The organism is Arthrobacter sp. H20 (assembly GCF_000520515.1).
Taxonomy (GTDB): domain Bacteria; phylum Actinomycetota; class Actinomycetes; order Actinomycetales; family Micrococcaceae; genus Arthrobacter_D.
Genome location: NZ_KI914757.1, coordinates 22,035 through 36,803, shown reverse-complemented (window position 1 = coordinate 36,803; position 14,769 = coordinate 22,035). Strand labels below are relative to the sequence as shown.

Sequence of the window (14,769 nt, the reverse complement as noted above, 5' to 3'; positions counted from 1 at the left end):
CCAGCGTCCGCCACTCATCGACCAGCAGCCCCACCAGCCGCAAACCAGCAAGGGCGCCCAGCACGAACCGGTGCGGCATCCGTAGCTTTTGCGCCAGCGCGTCGGCCAGGTCAGTTGGATCAGTGGTGGTAAGCAGAAAGATGCCGGGAAGCGCGATGGCCAACCCACGCAGCCCAATCGCGATCCCCGAGTTCACAGAGTCCTGGGTAAAAAGGATCGGCCCGAATTCCAGCAGGACTGCGCCGGTTTTCTCTGCCAGCAGTGCAGTGCCGTAGGCTGCGACCACCGCCGCCAACACCAGCGGCCAGGTCCGTCGGAGCAGCTGCCAGGCGCTGATCCCCAGCAGCGGAAGCAGCAGCAATTCGCTTCCCAGAACGACGGCGGCGCTCACCCAGTCGATGCTGAGCATCACCACCACCGTCACCAGCACCGCGGCGAACAACTTGGAGAGCGGATTCGCCCGCGGTAGCAGGCGCCCAGTGAGCTGGGGCGTCAATACATCAACGCTCACGGCGCTACCTCAAAGACAGCCTGACCGTCGGCGACCCGCAGCAGGCGGCTGCCCAACGCCTCGGTGAATTCCTGGTCATGGGTGACCGCCAGGAGGCTGCCACCGTTGTGAATCAGCTCGGCCAGCAGCGCCACCAGCTCGGCCCAGGTATTGGCATCTTGCCCGAAGGTGGGCTCGTCCAGGACCAGGATGTCCGGATCGGTTGCCAACATCGTTGCCACTGACAACCGTCGCTTTTCCCCGCCGGAGAGGGTGTACGGGTTGGCCTGCAGCAGGGAGGTCAGCCTCAGCCGCTCGGCAAGGGGATCCACCCGCCGTCGGACCGCCGCCTCGTCACTGCCTTCCATCCGTCGCGGCCCAAACTCCAGTTCATCGATGACCTGGTTGGTCAGGAACTGGTGCTCGGGTTCCTGAAAGACTGTCCCCATCCGGGTGACCAGCTGCGCCGACTTCCAGGAGTGCGGATTGCTGCCCGCGCCGCGGGCCAGCGCCGGTGCGGCATCCAGGATCCCGCCGCGCGCTGGCAACAGACCAGCCAGCGTCAACGCGAGCGTGGATTTGCCTCCCCCATTGGGGCCAACAATCCCCAGGGAAGAGCCAGCATTCACGGTGACGTCGACGTCGTCGAGCACCGTTGGCCCCCGCTTGGTCCTGGCGACGGAGAGCTCACGGGCGGACAGGAGCATGCCCCCGGGCGTAGGCAGGAGGGAGGGAACCGGTGGCTGATGGCCCGGGATCCATACTCCTGCCTCCGCCAACCGGGCGCGGGTCGCAGAATGCGTCAGCACCGTGTCCGGTGGACCATCGGCGAGGACGCCGCCGTCAGACGCCAGCACCACCACCCGATCAACCACATCGGCCCAGACGGCCACCCGGTGTTCCACCACCACGAAGGTGGCCCCCGTGCGGTCCAGAACGCGCACGACGGCGTCCCTCACCTCCAGCACGCCAGCCGGGTCGAGGTTGGCTGTCGGTTCATCGAGCAGCAGCAAGCCGGGCTGCATCGCCAGGACAGCAGCGAGCGCCAGGCGCTGCTTCTGCCCGCCGGAGAGTGCACTGGTGGAGCGGTCCAGCGGGACGTCCAGCCCGACGTCGTCGAGTGCCCGCCGGACGCGCTCCCAGATCTTTGCCCGGGGAACCGCCTGATTTTCGGCGCCGAAGGCCACCTCGTCACCCACCCGGGCCAGGACGATCTGGGTGTCGGGGTCCTGAAGGACCAGTCCTGCACGCCCGCGTGCTTCCCCGGGCGGGCGGCCGTCAAGGGTGAGGGACCCGTGCTGTTCGCCCTGCCCGTCATCCCCAAGGACCCCGACGAGCCCGTGCAGGAGCGTCGACTTTCCTGAGCCCGAGGCGCCCAACAGGAGCACCCGTTCACCGGGTGCCACCGCCAGGTCGATGTCCCTGACTGCTGGGGCTTTGCGCCCAGCATGACGCCAACTCCAGCCCTGGGCGCTGATGCTGACGGCCGACGTCGTCCTGCCTCGCTCAGTCATACCGGCTAGACGTCAGCGGTTCGTCCGGAGGCGAAGGCCGACAGTACTCCTGTCTTAGCCAACGCCCGGACTGCAAGCCATGAGACCAGACCCGCTATGACCACGCCCGAGATGGCGGCGAACACCACGTACAACAGTTGCCACTCAAACGTCCACAGTGCGTTGTAGAGGATGTTTTCGCTGATCGCAAGGGAAAGCCCGGCCCCGAGTCCCGCGAGCAGAGCCACCCCAAGGTTCCACCTGCGGTAAAGGAACAGGAGGAAAATGAGCTCGGCGCCCAGCCCCTGGATGGCCCCCGACAGGAGCGTGGTCAACCCAAACTGGGTGCCAAGGAGCGCCGAAACGGCTGCCGCGAGCACCTCGCAGTAGATGGCTGCTCCGGGTTTCCTGATGATGAGGCCGCCGAGGACACCGGCGATCAGCCAGCCGCCCGTATAGAGTCCAGCCAAGGGCGGGAAGGCGCCGGTGAGCGCTGCGATACCGGTGTAGCCAGCGGACCAGGCGAAGAACACCACCCCGACGGCCACTGCCACCACTGAGGCGACGACAATATCGACGACCCGCCATTGGTAGCGGTCACTGAGTGACTGAGTGTTTTGAGTTGGTGCAATTGGTGAAGCCATGATGAATTCCTCCTGGGGTGCAGGAGGGGAGGGCAATCCGGCCCGCAGCAATGCCACTGGCCGGGCACCCTGAGATACTCGACTCCCTTCGCCGGTACTAGCCGGATCAGGTTCGAGGGTCTGCGGCAGTCCGCACTCTCAGCGCCCGTTCACCTGGATGAACTGCGCTCCCCTGTCGTATGTTTAGCAATATCAACACTACACCTGCGCAGTTCCTGCCAACCACAACGATGCGCTGCGGGTCACTGGGACGGATGGTGCGTCTAAAGTAATCGAAGGGAAACGCTAGGCTTGGAAAAAGAGCCACCATCGAAGGAGAAACCATGAATCAGCTTATGAAACTGCTGGGCGTCGCATTGAGCCTCGGCGCCGGAATTGTGGGCGCCAAGCTAGTGGACTTCATTTGGCACAAGACCACCGGCAAAGCGTCGCCGAAGGACGAGGATGGCCTGGAAAACAGCCTGCGTTCCGCCATCGCATTCGCCCTGATCTCCGGAGCGGTCCGTGCGGTGCTGCAGGTACTCACCAACCGCACCACGCAGCGCGCTGCCAACCGGTTCGCGAAGACCCGCGACCTCACGTAAGCGCTGCTAGGTTTCGTCGGGGCGTTCGGTCGGATTCCGGTCGGGCGCCCTTTTGTTTGCTGCCTTCTCCACCACTTCGTCAAGCTCATCCATGCTGAGCAGATCACGCCGCATGTGTTTGGTGCGGTAACCCGCACGGCCGACCATGTGCGCCGACACCGGGACTGTCAGGAGCATGAAAATCCAGCAGACCATCAGAACCGGGACCAACACCCAACTGCGCATCTGCAACCCTATCGCGAGCAGGAACAACAGCAGTCCGAGCACCTGCGGTTTGGTCGCCGCGTGCATCCTGGCCAACAGGTCAGGGAACCGGAGGAGCCCAACGCCAGCGGCCACGGACATCAGCGCCCCGCCGAGCAGGCAGATGGCGGTCAGGACATCAATCACAGTGTCGTTCACGTCTTACTTCCTGTCCGTCACGAAGCGTGCCACGGTGACTGAACCGATGAATCCAATCACCGAGATGGCGACCAGGAGCACCACATTGTCCAGGTGCCGGTTGACTGCCATGTCGACGGCGAGTGCCCCGCCGATGGTGGCCAGCAGCACGTCGATGGCCAGTACCCTGTCCAGAATCGAGGGCCCGCGGGCTATCCGGTAGAGGGCGCACAGGGACGCCAGCCCAAGGAGCAGACCCACCACAATGACTGCCACGGTCATTTGCTGACCCCTCCCTCACGGTTGTCGTTTTCCTGGGCAAAACGATCCTCGGTCTGCAATAGCGCTAGGTCATCTCTGGTCCCCATAATCCTGATCAGCCAGGCCTCGGTGGCTCGCACATCGGAACGAATTTTCGCAGCGTCCCCGGGTGTCTCGATGTTCAGGCAGTGCAGGTAAAGCGTCGAGGTGGAACGGTCCACCTCAATGACCAGCGACCCCGGGATCAGGGACAAGGCATGCCCGGTGGTGGTCACCAACAGGTCGGACTGGCTGCGCAGTTGCACAGCGACGACGGCGTTGACCAGCCGCGGACCGCGGGTCAGCGATAGCCAGAACACTTCGAAGCTCGCCACCACCAGCTTGTAGATGAACCGCCCGACAAAGGGCACGGCGTAGAGCACATTGAAGCGGCCGCTGAGTTCCACCGGCGGCAGGTACAGGAGGTTGGCCACCGCGTAGGCGATCAGGCCACCAAAAATCAGATTGCCTGGGCTGAAGTCCTGCCATAGGGCACCCCAGACGATCACCAGCCAGATGATCAGGGGCAGCTCGGTGATGAACGGTATTCGTTCCCGCGTCATGGCGCGCTCCCTTCACCCAGGACAGCTTCGATGTAGTCGGTGCGCTCCAGCATGTTGCGGGCCGCGTTGTCGCTGATCTCGAAGAGCGGACCCGCGAGGACGGTGAGCAGTACGCCTACCCCCAGGAGGCCCATGGTTGGGCCCACCATGGCGCGTGGCAGCAGGTTAACCGGCTTGCGTCCGGCGAAGCGGCCGGTCGGTTCGGCGTTGACGCGCCGCGAGGTGCGGACCGCTGAACCGTCGGCCTTGGTGGCCAACAGGATCGGATCCGGGTGGAGGGCATCCTCCGGACGGCGCCAGAACGCACGGTTCCAGACGCGAGCGATCGCCAGCAGGGTCAGCAGGCTGGTGAGAACGCTGGCCGCGACCGCAATGTATGCCATCGGAGTGCCCAGCTCGACGCCAGCCTGCAGGATGCCAAGCTTTCCAAGGAATCCTGAGAAGGGTGGGATCCCTGCCAGGTTCATTGCAGGGATAAAGAACAGCACTGCCAATATGGGTGACAGTTTCGCAAGCCCACCGAGGCGGTCCATGTTGGCGGTCCCGCCTCGGCGTTCGATGAGGCCGGTCACCAGGAAAAGGCTGGTCTGTACCGTGATGTGGTGGGCCACGTAGAAGATCGCCGCGCTCAGACCGACCACTGTTGAAATCGCCAGCCCGAAGACCATGAACCCGATGTGGCTGACCAGGGTGAACGAAAGCATCCGTTTGATGTCGGACTGCGCCAAGGCGCCCAGGATGCCTACCAGCATAGTCAGGACTGCCACCACCATGAGCAGCGTGTTGATTCTGTCCCCCGGGAAGAGGAGGGTTTCGGTGCGCACCATCGCATACACGCCTACCTTGGTGAGCAGCCCGGCGAACACAGCAGTTACCGGTGCCGGCGCAGTCGGGTAGGAATCCGGCAGCCAGAAGGAGAGCGGGAACACGGCGGCCTTGATGCCGAAGGCTACCAACAGCATCAGGTGCAGCATCATCTGTGTTGATCCGTCGAGCTCGCCCAGTTTCACTGCAAGGTCCGCGAGGTTGATGGTGCCGGTGGCAGCGTAGATCATGCCGATCGCGATCAGGAATAGCAGTGATGACACCACGCTGACCACTACATAGGTGACACCTGCGCGGATTCGCTGAGTGGTCCCGCCCAGAGTCATCAGGACGTAGCTTGCAGTCAGGAGGATCTCAAAGCCCACATACAGATTGAACAGGTCACCGGACATGAAGGCATTCGACACTCCACCCACCAGGATCAGGTAGGTGGGATGGAAGATCGAGATCGGGCCATCCTCGTCGTTGTCGGCGATACCCTGCCCGGTGGCATAGACCAGGACCGCCAGGCTGACAGTTGTGGAGATGACTAGCATCAGCGCTGAGAACTGGTCGACTACCAGCGTGATGCCGAACGGAGGCATCCAGTCGCCGATAAATACGGCAGTCGCACCGTTCTCTGCAGCGTTCTGCAACAGGAACAGTTCCAGCACCAGGGTGATGCAGAGGGTCGAGATGCTGACCATGCGCTGCGACCGGGAGTGCCGGATCAGCAGGAACGCGAGTGCGGCGCCCAGGAACGGCAGAACTACCGCCAGCGGCGCGAGGCTTACGATATTCACCGTGGCTCCTTCGGGTCGGCGGGAAGGTCGATGATTCCTGCATTCTGGGATCCGGGAGCTTCTTCTGCTTCCTCGAGCGGGGTGAATTCAGTGGTTTCTTCGGGCACATCGCCGTCGTCTTCGGCGTCGAAGCTGCCCTGGCTTGCCACCCTGCGGTCTTCCATATCGTCCTGCACCTCGTCGCGCCGGCCCAGCACCCAGGACCGGTAAATGATGCCCAGCATGAACGAGGTCACGGCGAAGGAAATCACAATGGACGTCAGGATCAATGCCTGGGGCAGCGGGTCGGAATAGTCACCAGCAGGAATGTCCTCCGAATACAGGGGAGCTACACCAGCGCGGCCACCCGTGGAGAGCAGCAGAATATTGGCGCCATTGGCTAACAGGATCAGACCCAGCAGCACCCGGGTCAGACTGCGTTCCAGCAGCAGGTAAATGCCAGCGGCAAAGAGAGCTGCCATGACGACCAGCAGGGTGATATTGACGCTCATTGGGCCACTCCCTCGCCGGACTCGGTGTGTTGCCTTTGTTGGGCCCGCATGTCATCTAGCTCGCCGGACCCGGCACCGCCCTCGCTGCGTTCGTCAATCTCTGATCCCAGGCTGCGCAGCACGTCGAGGACCAGTCCCACCACTACCAAATAAACACCGATGTCGAAGATGGTCGAGGTGACAAACTTGACGTCACCAAACACGGGCAGGGCGAATTCAAGGATGGCGCTCTGGAGGATCTGGCCGCCCAGGAACACCGGCACGACGGCGGTCAGGGAGGCGGTGGCCAAGCCTGTCCCGAGCAGGAACCCGGCGCTGACCGGGCTCGCCTCCGCCAGTTCGAATCGTCCGCCCGCAAGGTACCTCACGGTCAGGGCCAACCCAGCCAGCAGCCCGCCGGCGAATCCTCCGCCGGGCAGGTTGTGACCGGCGAGCAGCAGGTAGACAGAGAAAATGATGATCGAGTGGAAGAGCAGCCGGGTGATCACTTCGAAGATGATTGACCGACGTTCGGGGGCCAGCGTGCGTCCCGCCACCAGCCAGGCGTCACGGGACACCGAGGAGAATTTCTTCGCCAGGTCCAACGCTGCAGCTTCCCTACCGAACTCGGCAATGGGCTCCTGTCCACGGTCGACAGTCCCGGACTGCACTCCCTCGGCGCGCTGGCGCGTGTCGCCGCGCCCGCGGATGAAGATCAGGCTTGCAATACCGGTGGCTGCGATGGCCAGTACCGAAATCTCGCCGTAGGTGTCCCAGGCCCGGATGTCGACGAGGATGACATTGACAATGTTCTCCCCGCCGCCGTCGTCATAAGCGAGCGTGGGGTAGGCAAGGGACACCGGGCTGGCGACGCGTGACGCCATGGATGACATGGCAATCGCCGCCATCACCAGGCCGAAGGAGATGCCCAACACCGCACGCAGCAACCGGTACCGCCCGGGTTCCCGGTGCCACAGCCGGGCTGGCAAGGACCGCAGAGCGAGGACAAACGCGACCAGGACGATGGTCTCCACCAGCATCTGGGTCAGCGCCAGGTCGGGCGCGCCCTGCAACGCGAAAATCAGTGCCATACCGTACCCGGTCACTCCCACCATCAACACAGCCATGAACCGCTTGGTGGCACGAAGGGCAGCGAGAGCGCCGAGGATGATGACGACGCCGGCCACCACCTGCGCTGGTGAGTCCGCGTAGTGCCACCGATCCGGAACCGGTGCGTCGAAGAACACGATTGCGGTCAAGGGGGTAATGATCGCCGTGGTCAGGATGACGAACAGGTAGAACGCCAGGGAACCGCGCTGGGTTCGCCCGGTGATCCAGACCGCCACGTCGTCGAGGGTCCCGATCGTGTACTTGTAGCCGCGCTCGGCATCGACCACCGAGGGCACCTTTGACTGTGTCAGTTCCACCGTGGCCCGGAACCAGAACAACAGCACGCCCACGGCGATGGTAACGACTGATAGCAGCAGTGCGGGAGTAAACCCATGCCACAGGGCCAGGTAGCTTTCCTCGCCGTCGGCCTCGAAGAGTGTGACGTAGGGCTGGATGATGGAATCCAACGGAGCGGGCCAGAGCCCGAGTCCCACGGTGAACACCGTGAGAAGCGCTGGTGCGAAGAGGAATGACTTCTCCACCCGCTTGAACGGGGTCGCTTCGTTGCCCTTGCAGGCGAACCCGGCCCAGACAAATCGGGCGCTATAGGCGAAGGTGAGCGCCGAGCCAGCAACTATGCCGACGAGCAGAATGGTCCCGATGGGAGTGGGATCGACTTCTGCCTGGTGGACGAAGGCCTCGAAGACTGATTCCTTCGCGACGAATCCCAGCAGTGGCGGGAGTCCAGCCATGGAGGCCGCAGCAACGGTCGCGATGACCGCCAGCGCGGGGGCGGTTCGGCGGATCCCCGCTAGCTTGCGGATGTCGCGGGTTCCCGCCTGGTGGTCGATAATGCCGACCACCAGGAACAAGGTGGCCTTGAACAGTCCGTGGGCAACGAGGAGGCCCAGTCCAGCGAGCGCACCACCCGGCCCGCCCAGTCCAACCACCATGACGAGGAATCCGAGCTGGCTGACCGTCCCGTAGGCGAGGATCAGTTTCAGGTCATGCTGCCGCAGGGCCCGCCAGCCGCCGACGAGCATGGTGGCAAGTCCCAGGGTCATCACCATTGGCGTCCACGATGCGGCATCGGCGAAGCCCGGTGCGAAACGGGCAACCAGATAGATGCCGGCTTTCACCATCGCTGCTGCGTGCAGGTAGGCGCTGACCGGGGTGGGTGCTGCCATTGCTCCGGGGAGCCAGAAGTGGAAGGGCACCAGGGCTGACTTGGTCAGGGCGCCCACGAGGATCAGCCCAATGGCGACGTCGATCACCAGTCCGTTGGAGAGTAGCGACTCGGACTGGGCCATGATGTCCGAGATCCGGTAGGTTCCGGTGGTTTGGCCCAGCATGATCATGCCCACGAGCATGGTGAGGCCGCCGAAGGTAGTCACGATCAGTGCCTGCAGTGCAGCGCGCCGCGCCGCCAGGCGATGCCGGGAGTAGCCGATCAGCAGGTAGGACAGGACAGTGGTCAGTTCCCAGAAGATGAACAGCAGGATCATGTCGTTGGCGGTGACCAGACCAAACATGGCCCCGGCGAAGGCAAGCAGCTGGGCGCCAAACGGCCCGATGTTGGGTTCGTCCTGTTTGAAGTACCGCGCGCAATAGAACAGCACCAGCGCACCGATCCCGAGGATGAGGAGCGAGAGTATCGCCGCCAGCGCATCCATCCGGAAAGCCAGCTCGAGAGTCAGACCCGGAATCCACTGGATGACTATCGACGGCGGTGCGTTGGGCTGGCCCTCGAGGAGATTCTGGCCCTCAACGGTGTACTGGTCGAAGGTAATGATCAGCCAGCTGAACGCCGCTGCCGGGACTGCGGCGAGAACATAGAAAGCCGAGCGTCCGAGTCGCCGGAAGATCAAGGGCGCGACAAGGGCTACCGCGAACAACGCGATGAGCACGATTAGCACGATGATCTCCTGATCTCTCAGATGAGACGGTCAGCTGTTGCCAGCACGGACGGTCAGGGGCTCCGATTTATTCTACCCGTGGAATACTGGCCCACGTGCCGCATTACGCCGTGGGCGGCTGCTGGCCCGGTCCCGGAATATCGGCCGGGTTTCTCGCGTTCAAGCGGTCAACTGAAACTATTCACTTCACTACAGGTGGTGGCGGGATAGCATTCACCGTATGAGCGTGGATTCCCCCCAGCCGGTGCCGTCCCATCCACTTCCAACTGCCCGGCCGGAAGTCCCGACACCGGGCACTGCTGCTGGTGCGGGCCGGCTGCTGTCGCGTCCGGTCCTCGCGTGGGCCTCCTGGGATTGGGGGTCCGCCGCCTTCAACGCCGTCATGACCACCTTCGTGTTCACCGTCTACCTGACGACCGACGCGTTCGGTGGGGAAGATCGGGCGTCGGTGGTGCTGGGCTGGGGTCTTGCCACCGCTGGCGTGCTGATTGCGTTCCTGGCCCCAGTGACCGGCCAACGGTCCGATAATGGCGGGCGACGCAAACTCTGGCTTGGCGTGAACAGCCTCCTGGTGGCGGTCCTGACGGGGCTGTGCTTTTTCGTCTTCCCCCGACCGGAGTTCCTGTTTCTGGGAGTAGCCCTGATCGCGTTGGCGAACGTCTTCTTCGAATTTGCCGGCGTGAACTACAACGCGATGCTGACTCAGATCTCGACCCCGCGCAGCATCGGCCGGATCAGCGGGTTCGGCTGGGCCATGGGCTATGTCGGGGGGATCGTGGCCCTGGTCCTGGTGCTGGTGGCGTTTGTTGAGCCGATCTTCACCTGGTTCGGCTCTGACACCACCGATAGCCTGAACATCCGGCTGGTGGCGGTGTTCTCGGCCCTCTGGTTCCTTGCGTTTGCTGTGCCAGTGATGTTCGCCGTCCCGGAAGTACCGCGGAAGGCGAAATCCGCACAACTGGGGTTTTTCGCTTCCTACGGGTTGCTGTTCCGGCGGGTCAAGGCCATCTACCGCACCAGCCCCCACACCATCTTTTTCCTGCTGGCCAGTGCTGTCTTCCGTGACGGGTTGGCCGCGGTTTTCACCTTCGGCGGCATCATCGCTGCGGGCACATTCGGTTTCACGCTTAGCGAGGTGATCGTCTTCGCCATCGCCGGTAACCTGATCGCCGCTGTCGGAGCTGTCGGCGGCGGCTTCCTGGATGACAGAGCTGGGCCGAAACGGGTCATTGTCATCTCATTGATCGGGCTGCTGATCGCCGGCTCGGCTGTGCTGATCCTGGGCCCAGGAACCCACGAGTTCCTGGGCTTCATCTGGACCGGTGATACAACGTTCTGGGTGTTCGGCCTGATGCTTACCCTCTTTGTCGGCCCGGCTCAGGCCTCGTCCCGAGCCTATCTTGCCCGGCTCGCTCCTGCCGGACAGGAGGGCGAATTGTTCGGCCTGTACGCCACGACGGGCCGCGCGGTCAGCTTCCTGGCCCCAGCGCTCTTCGCCACCTCGATCACCATCTTCGGCGAACAGCGATACGGGATTATCGGCATCCTAGTGGTCCTGCTAGCCGGGCTTCTGGTGCTGCTACCGGTGAAGCCGCCAGCGAAGGTGGCTCCCGCCGTCGCGCCCTCCTATTAGCGCCCAGAATTCAGCGGGCGGCATCAGATAGCGGTGCGGTGGAAATTCTGGTGGCTGCGCGACGCCGTCGGGCCGCGTTGGCCCTGGTATCGGTTGCCGTAGGGTCCGGAACCGTAAGGGTGTTCCGATGGGGACGTAAGCCTGAAGAAGCAGAGTTGCCCAATCTTGGAGCCTGGCCACAGCTTGATCGGCAGGGTAGCCATGTTGGATAGCTCGAGGGTCACGTGCCCTGAAAAGCCCGGGTCGATGAATCCGGCGGTGGAGTGCGTCAGCAGCCCGAGGCGCCCCAGCGAGGATTTTCCCTCCAGCCGCGCAGCAATGTCGTCGGCCAGCGTGACCGTCTCATAGGTTGATCCGAGAACAAATTCCCCTGGGTGCAGGATAAATGGTTCGTCGGGGTCCACCTCAACCAGCCGGGTCAGCTCAGGCTGGTCCTCGGCAGGGTCAATGTGGGCGTATTTGTGGTTGTCGAACAACCTGAAGTAGCGGTCAATCCGGACGTCCACGCTAGAGGGCTGGACCATCGCCTCGTCATAGGGATCCAGCACAATTCGTTGGCGGTCAATTTCGGTTCGAATGTCGCGGTCGGAGATCAGCACGGTTCAAAAATACCGCAGTCAGTCCAGTAAGTGTTTACCGGCCGATCTCAGTGCGCACCGCGTACAGCTCCGGGAAGAAGGTGAGTTCGAGCGCCTTCTGCAGGAACCCGACTCCCGATGACCCGCCAGTGCCGCGTTTGAACCCGATGGTGCGTTCGACGGTTTTCAGGTGGCGGAACCGCCAAAGCTGGAAGTTGTCCTCGAGGTCCACCAGCTCCTCGCAGGCCTCGTAGACATCCCAGTTCTCCCCGGCGTTCTCGTACACCGCCTTGTAGACCTGGACGAGATCGGGGCTGAAGATGTGAGCCGTGCTGACGTCCCGTTCCAGCAATTCTGCCGGAATGGGGTGCCCCCTGCGGGAAAGGAACCGGATGAACTCGTCGTAGATACTCGTCTGCTCCAGCAGTGTGGACAACAGCTGGCTGGCGGCCGGGTCATCGGCGAAAACCTCGAGCATGCCCGAGTTCTTGTTGCCGAGCAGAAACTCGACCGCCCGGTACTGATACGACTGAAAGCCGCTGGACGCACCCAGATCGCCTCGGAACTCCGCATACTCTGACGGGGTGAGCGTGGCGAGGACCGACCACTGCTCGGTGAGGGAGCGCTGAATGTGCTTGATCCGGGCTACGCCCTTCATCGCCGACCGCAGGTCGTCGACCTGCAACTTGGCGCGCACCGCCCGCAGTTCGTGGAGGACAAGCTTGAGCCACAGCTCAGATGTCTGATGCTGGATGATGAACAACATCTCATCGTGGTGCTCGGGGCGGCTCACCGGGTGCTGGGCTGACAGCAGATCGCCCAGCGACAAATAGGATCCGTAACTCATTTTCGCTGTGAAATCCTTCTCAATACCCGCCTCAAGGTCCCGGGTGTTCTTCTCCACGCTCATGGTCTTAGGGTACCCACCTCGGATACTGCGGGTTCGCCTGGCGTGGTGTTTTCGGGAGCGCACACGTGAGGTAGGCTGAATCTCGTTGTTTTGCAGGGATTCACGCCGCGGTTGTGGCTGGTCTTCAGGCGGGCGTAGCTCAATGGTAGAGCGCTAGCTTCCCAAGCTCGATACGCGGGTTCGATTCCCGTCGCCCGCTCCACTTTCTCCGGTTGCCCGCGGCGTCAGAGCGCGGGCCGGGGCGCGAACATAATCACAGCGACCCCCACCAGACAGAGCGCTGACCCTGCAATGTCCCATCGATCCGGCCGGAATCCGTCGAAGACCATCCCCCAGGCCAGCGACCCTGCAACGAAAACGCCGCCGTATGCGGCGAGGATCCGGCCAAAGTTCGCATCCGGCTGCAGGGTCGCAATGAATCCGTAGGCGGCGAGCGCCATCACTCCGAGGCCGGCCCACCACCATGGTTTACCTTCCCTGATGCTCTGCCACACTAGCCACGCGCCACCTATTTCGGCGATCGCCGCGAAGACGAAGAGGACCACAACGAGGGCAACAGTCATACAGCATTATCGCCCAGCGGACCTTCCACCCCCTATTGCCCGATCTCACTCGGCGGCGCAAGGAGTCGGCGTGTCAGACGGCCGCGTGGCTCCGCGCATCAGGAGACTTCGGCACAATTGCCACCAGCCGCCGTCGTTGGCTGGGCAAATCTGTGTAGCGGAACCGCAGTGTCAGCTGCCCTTTGCGCGCCAGCACGCCTGCGAAGACCCCAGCGGCGAGCACTGGCATTCCCCCGGCGATGAGCACTGTGGTGTGAGCGCCGATATTCTCCGCCAACCAGCCAATCATGGGACCGCCGATGGCTTGACCGCCGATGATGACCATCATGTACAACGCCATCACTCGGCCCCTGATCGCCAGGTTGGACGAGATCTGTACCAGCTGGTTTGCCCCGGTGATAAACCACAGGCAGCCGATGCCGGCGAAGAACATCAGGACCGCGAAAATTGCCTGGTTGGGCGCGACGGATCCGAGAGCCATGAACCCGCCGAACGCCGCGGCGCCGCCAAGCACTCCGCGCAGTCTCAGCGTGGTGCGACGGGTTGATGCGAGGGCACCGACCAGCGACCCGGTCGCCAGCGCGGTGTTGAGGAAGCCATATCCCTGAGCGCCAGAGTCGAAGACTGTGTCAGCGAAAGCGGCCATCAGCACCGGGGTACTCATGGCGAACACCGAAACGAACGCGCCCATGAGCATGCACCAGAAAATGGCTGGTTTCCGCAGCACGTACCGCGCACCCTCCCGGAGCTGCCCTTTGGATCGGGGTGCCCGGACGGCGACTGATAGTTGATCTGTCTTGAGCAGCGCGAGGGTGATCACCGTATACAGGCAGGCGACAGCGTTTACCGCGAAGGCCCACCCGCCGCCGATCGCTGTAATCAGCACGCCACTGATTGCCGGGCCAACCATCGCCCCGACCTGGAAGATCGATGAGTTGAGGCTGATCGCATTACGCAGGTGAACCGGACCTACCAGGTCATTGACGAATACCTGACGGGCGGGTGCATCGACCACTGTCACCAGACCCAGTGTGAAGGCGATGACATAGACATGCCACACTTCGACCAGCCCAGTCAGTGCCAGCGCTGCCAGCACGGCGGCCATCAGGGCGGCCATGCCCTGGGTGATGATCAGCAGGGTGCGCTTGGAATAGCGGTCAGCAATGATGCCACCATAGGGGCCCAGAATCAGGAACGGCGCAAACTGCAGTGCCACTGTGATGCCGACGGCGGTGACCGAGCCGGAGAGTTCGAGCACCATCCAGTCCTGGGCAATCCGCTGCATCCAGACAGCGACGACGGCAACCAGGTGGGAGATCGCGAACCGGCGGAAGTTGGGAATGCGGAGTGAGATGAAGGTATCGCGCCAGGCAGGACGCTGGGTTGTGATCGGCAGGGGCGCGGTCAGCGCGGGGTCTCCGGCGGGGCCAGCGGAGGGAGGTGGGGGTGCCAAGGTGTCTTCCTGAGCGTAAGGAGTGGGAATGCTCTCCACGCTACGCAGCGCCGGATCATGATGAAAGCGTATGG

The 14,769-nt window shown here is 63.1% G+C and carries 15 protein-coding genes, 1 tRNA gene and 1 riboswitch; of the genes, 3 read left to right on the top strand and 13 right to left on the bottom strand.

The window, feature by feature from the left end:
* The 3 genes from Y703_RS21760 to Y703_RS0115750 all read right to left on the bottom strand — a co-directional run.
* A partial coding sequence (locus Y703_RS21760; RefSeq protein WP_162148905.1) for an energy-coupling factor transporter transmembrane component T family protein occupies positions 1–511 on the bottom strand: 511 nt, incomplete at its 3' end.
* Entirely contained in the window at positions 508–2,004 is a 1,497-nt protein-coding gene (locus Y703_RS0115755) for an ABC transporter ATP-binding protein (RefSeq protein WP_026553479.1), read from the bottom strand. The genes Y703_RS0115755 and Y703_RS21760, both read right to left, overlap by 4 nt.
* Positions 2,005–2,009: 5 nt before the next feature.
* Entirely contained in the window at positions 2,010–2,627 is a 618-nt protein-coding gene (locus tag Y703_RS0115750; protein ID WP_026553478.1) for an ECF transporter S component, read from the bottom strand.
* A gap of 66 nt (positions 2,628–2,693) precedes the next feature.
* A riboswitch (TPP riboswitch) is annotated at positions 2,694–2,811 on the bottom strand.
* Positions 2,812–2,950: 139 nt separating this feature from the next.
* Here Y703_RS0115750 and Y703_RS0115745 point away from each other — a divergent pair.
* Positions 2,951–3,211, top strand: coding sequence for a DUF4235 domain-containing protein (locus Y703_RS0115745; protein ID WP_026553477.1), 261 nt, complete (start codon positions 2,951–2,953; stop codon positions 3,209–3,211).
* A gap of 6 nt (positions 3,212–3,217) precedes the next feature.
* Here the strand turns inward: Y703_RS0115745 and mnhG are convergent, their stop codons facing one another.
* The 6 genes from mnhG to Y703_RS0115715 are packed head-to-tail and all read right to left on the bottom strand — an operon-like array spanning position 3,218 to position 9,558.
* Positions 3,218–3,613, bottom strand: a complete 396-nt coding sequence (gene mnhG / locus Y703_RS0115740; RefSeq protein WP_026553476.1) for a monovalent cation/H(+) antiporter subunit G — start codon at positions 3,611–3,613, stop codon at positions 3,218–3,220.
* Positions 3,614–3,616: 3 nt separating this feature from the next.
* Positions 3,617–3,874, bottom strand: coding sequence for an MrpF/PhaF family protein (locus Y703_RS0115735; protein ID WP_026553475.1), 258 nt, complete (start codon positions 3,872–3,874; stop codon positions 3,617–3,619).
* Complete coding sequence (locus Y703_RS0115730) at positions 3,871–4,455, bottom strand: Na+/H+ antiporter subunit E (protein ID WP_026553474.1); 585 nt, start codon at positions 4,453–4,455, stop codon at positions 3,871–3,873. Before Y703_RS0115730 ends, Y703_RS0115735 begins: the two co-directional genes overlap by 4 nt.
* Positions 4,452–6,062, bottom strand: a complete 1,611-nt coding sequence (locus tag Y703_RS0115725; RefSeq protein ID WP_026553473.1) for a Na+/H+ antiporter subunit D — start codon at positions 6,060–6,062, stop codon at positions 4,452–4,454. Before Y703_RS0115725 ends, Y703_RS0115730 begins: the two co-directional genes overlap by 4 nt.
* Positions 6,059–6,553 (bottom strand): Na(+)/H(+) antiporter subunit C, encoded by a 495-nt coding sequence (locus Y703_RS0115720; RefSeq protein ID WP_026553472.1) that lies wholly within the window; start codon positions 6,551–6,553, stop codon positions 6,059–6,061. Before Y703_RS0115720 ends, Y703_RS0115725 begins: the two co-directional genes overlap by 4 nt.
* Positions 6,550–9,558: a Na+/H+ antiporter subunit A gene (locus tag Y703_RS0115715; protein ID WP_026553471.1), complete on the bottom strand. Its 3,009-nt coding sequence runs from the start codon at positions 9,556–9,558 to the stop codon at positions 6,550–6,552. Before Y703_RS0115715 ends, Y703_RS0115720 begins: the two co-directional genes overlap by 4 nt.
* 220 nt (positions 9,559–9,778) lie before the next feature.
* On the opposite strand from Y703_RS0115715, the gene Y703_RS0115710 reads away from it, so the two are divergent.
* On the top strand, positions 9,779–11,191 hold the full coding sequence (locus Y703_RS0115710; protein ID WP_026553470.1) for an MFS transporter: 1,413 nt from the start codon (positions 9,779–9,781) through the stop codon (positions 11,189–11,191).
* A gap of 23 nt (positions 11,192–11,214) precedes the next feature.
* Here the strand turns inward: Y703_RS0115710 and dcd are convergent, their stop codons facing one another.
* Positions 11,215–11,790 (bottom strand): dCTP deaminase, encoded by a 576-nt coding sequence (dcd, locus tag Y703_RS0115705; RefSeq protein WP_026553469.1) that lies wholly within the window; start codon positions 11,788–11,790, stop codon positions 11,215–11,217.
* Between the two features lie 34 nt (positions 11,791–11,824).
* Positions 11,825–12,679: a tryptophan 2,3-dioxygenase gene (locus tag Y703_RS0115700; RefSeq protein ID WP_026553468.1), complete on the bottom strand. Its 855-nt coding sequence runs from the start codon at positions 12,677–12,679 to the stop codon at positions 11,825–11,827.
* 128 nt (positions 12,680–12,807) lie between these two features.
* Here Y703_RS0115700 and Y703_RS0115695 point away from each other — a divergent pair.
* Positions 12,808–12,881: transfer RNA gene (locus tag Y703_RS0115695), tRNA-Gly, on the top strand.
* Between the two features lie 22 nt (positions 12,882–12,903).
* Here the strand turns inward: Y703_RS0115695 and Y703_RS0115690 are convergent.
* Positions 12,904–13,242, bottom strand: a complete 339-nt coding sequence (locus tag Y703_RS0115690) for a YnfA family protein (RefSeq protein ID WP_026553467.1) — start codon at positions 13,240–13,242, stop codon at positions 12,904–12,906.
* A 73-nt stretch (positions 13,243–13,315) separates the two neighbouring features.
* Positions 13,316–14,695, bottom strand: a complete 1,380-nt coding sequence (locus Y703_RS0115685) for an MFS transporter (protein ID WP_026553466.1) — start codon at positions 14,693–14,695, stop codon at positions 13,316–13,318.
* Positions 14,696–14,769 lie beyond the last annotated feature (74 nt).

Bases quoted from the DNA above. Each gene is read 5' to 3' on its own strand.
- Y703_RS0115700 (WP_026553468.1), bottom strand. From the start codon at position 12,679: ATGAGCGTGGAGAAGAACACCCGGGACCTTGAGGCGGGTATTGAGAAG.
- Y703_RS0115720 (WP_026553472.1), bottom strand. From the start codon at position 6,553: ATGAGCGTCAATATCACCCTGCTGGTCGTCATGGCAGCTCTCTTTGCC.
- Y703_RS0115690 (WP_026553467.1), bottom strand. From the start codon at position 13,242: ATGACTGTTGCCCTCGTTGTGGTCCTCTTCGTCTTCGCGGCGATCGCC.
- Y703_RS0115710 (WP_026553470.1), top strand. From the start codon at position 9,779: ATGAGCGTGGATTCCCCCCAGCCGGTGCCGTCCCATCCACTTCCAACT.
- Y703_RS0115735 (WP_026553475.1), bottom strand. From the start codon at position 3,874: ATGACCGTGGCAGTCATTGTGGTGGGTCTGCTCCTTGGGCTGGCGTCC.
- Y703_RS0115730 (WP_026553474.1), bottom strand. From the start codon at position 4,455: ATGACGCGGGAACGAATACCGTTCATCACCGAGCTGCCCCTGATCATC.
- Y703_RS0115745 (WP_026553477.1), top strand. From the start codon at position 2,951: ATGAATCAGCTTATGAAACTGCTGGGCGTCGCATTGAGCCTCGGCGCC.
- Y703_RS0115755 (WP_026553479.1), bottom strand. From the start codon at position 2,004: ATGACTGAGCGAGGCAGGACGACGTCGGCCGTCAGCATCAGCGCCCAG.
- Y703_RS0115750 (WP_026553478.1), bottom strand. From the start codon at position 2,627: ATGGCTTCACCAATTGCACCAACTCAAAACACTCAGTCACTCAGTGAC.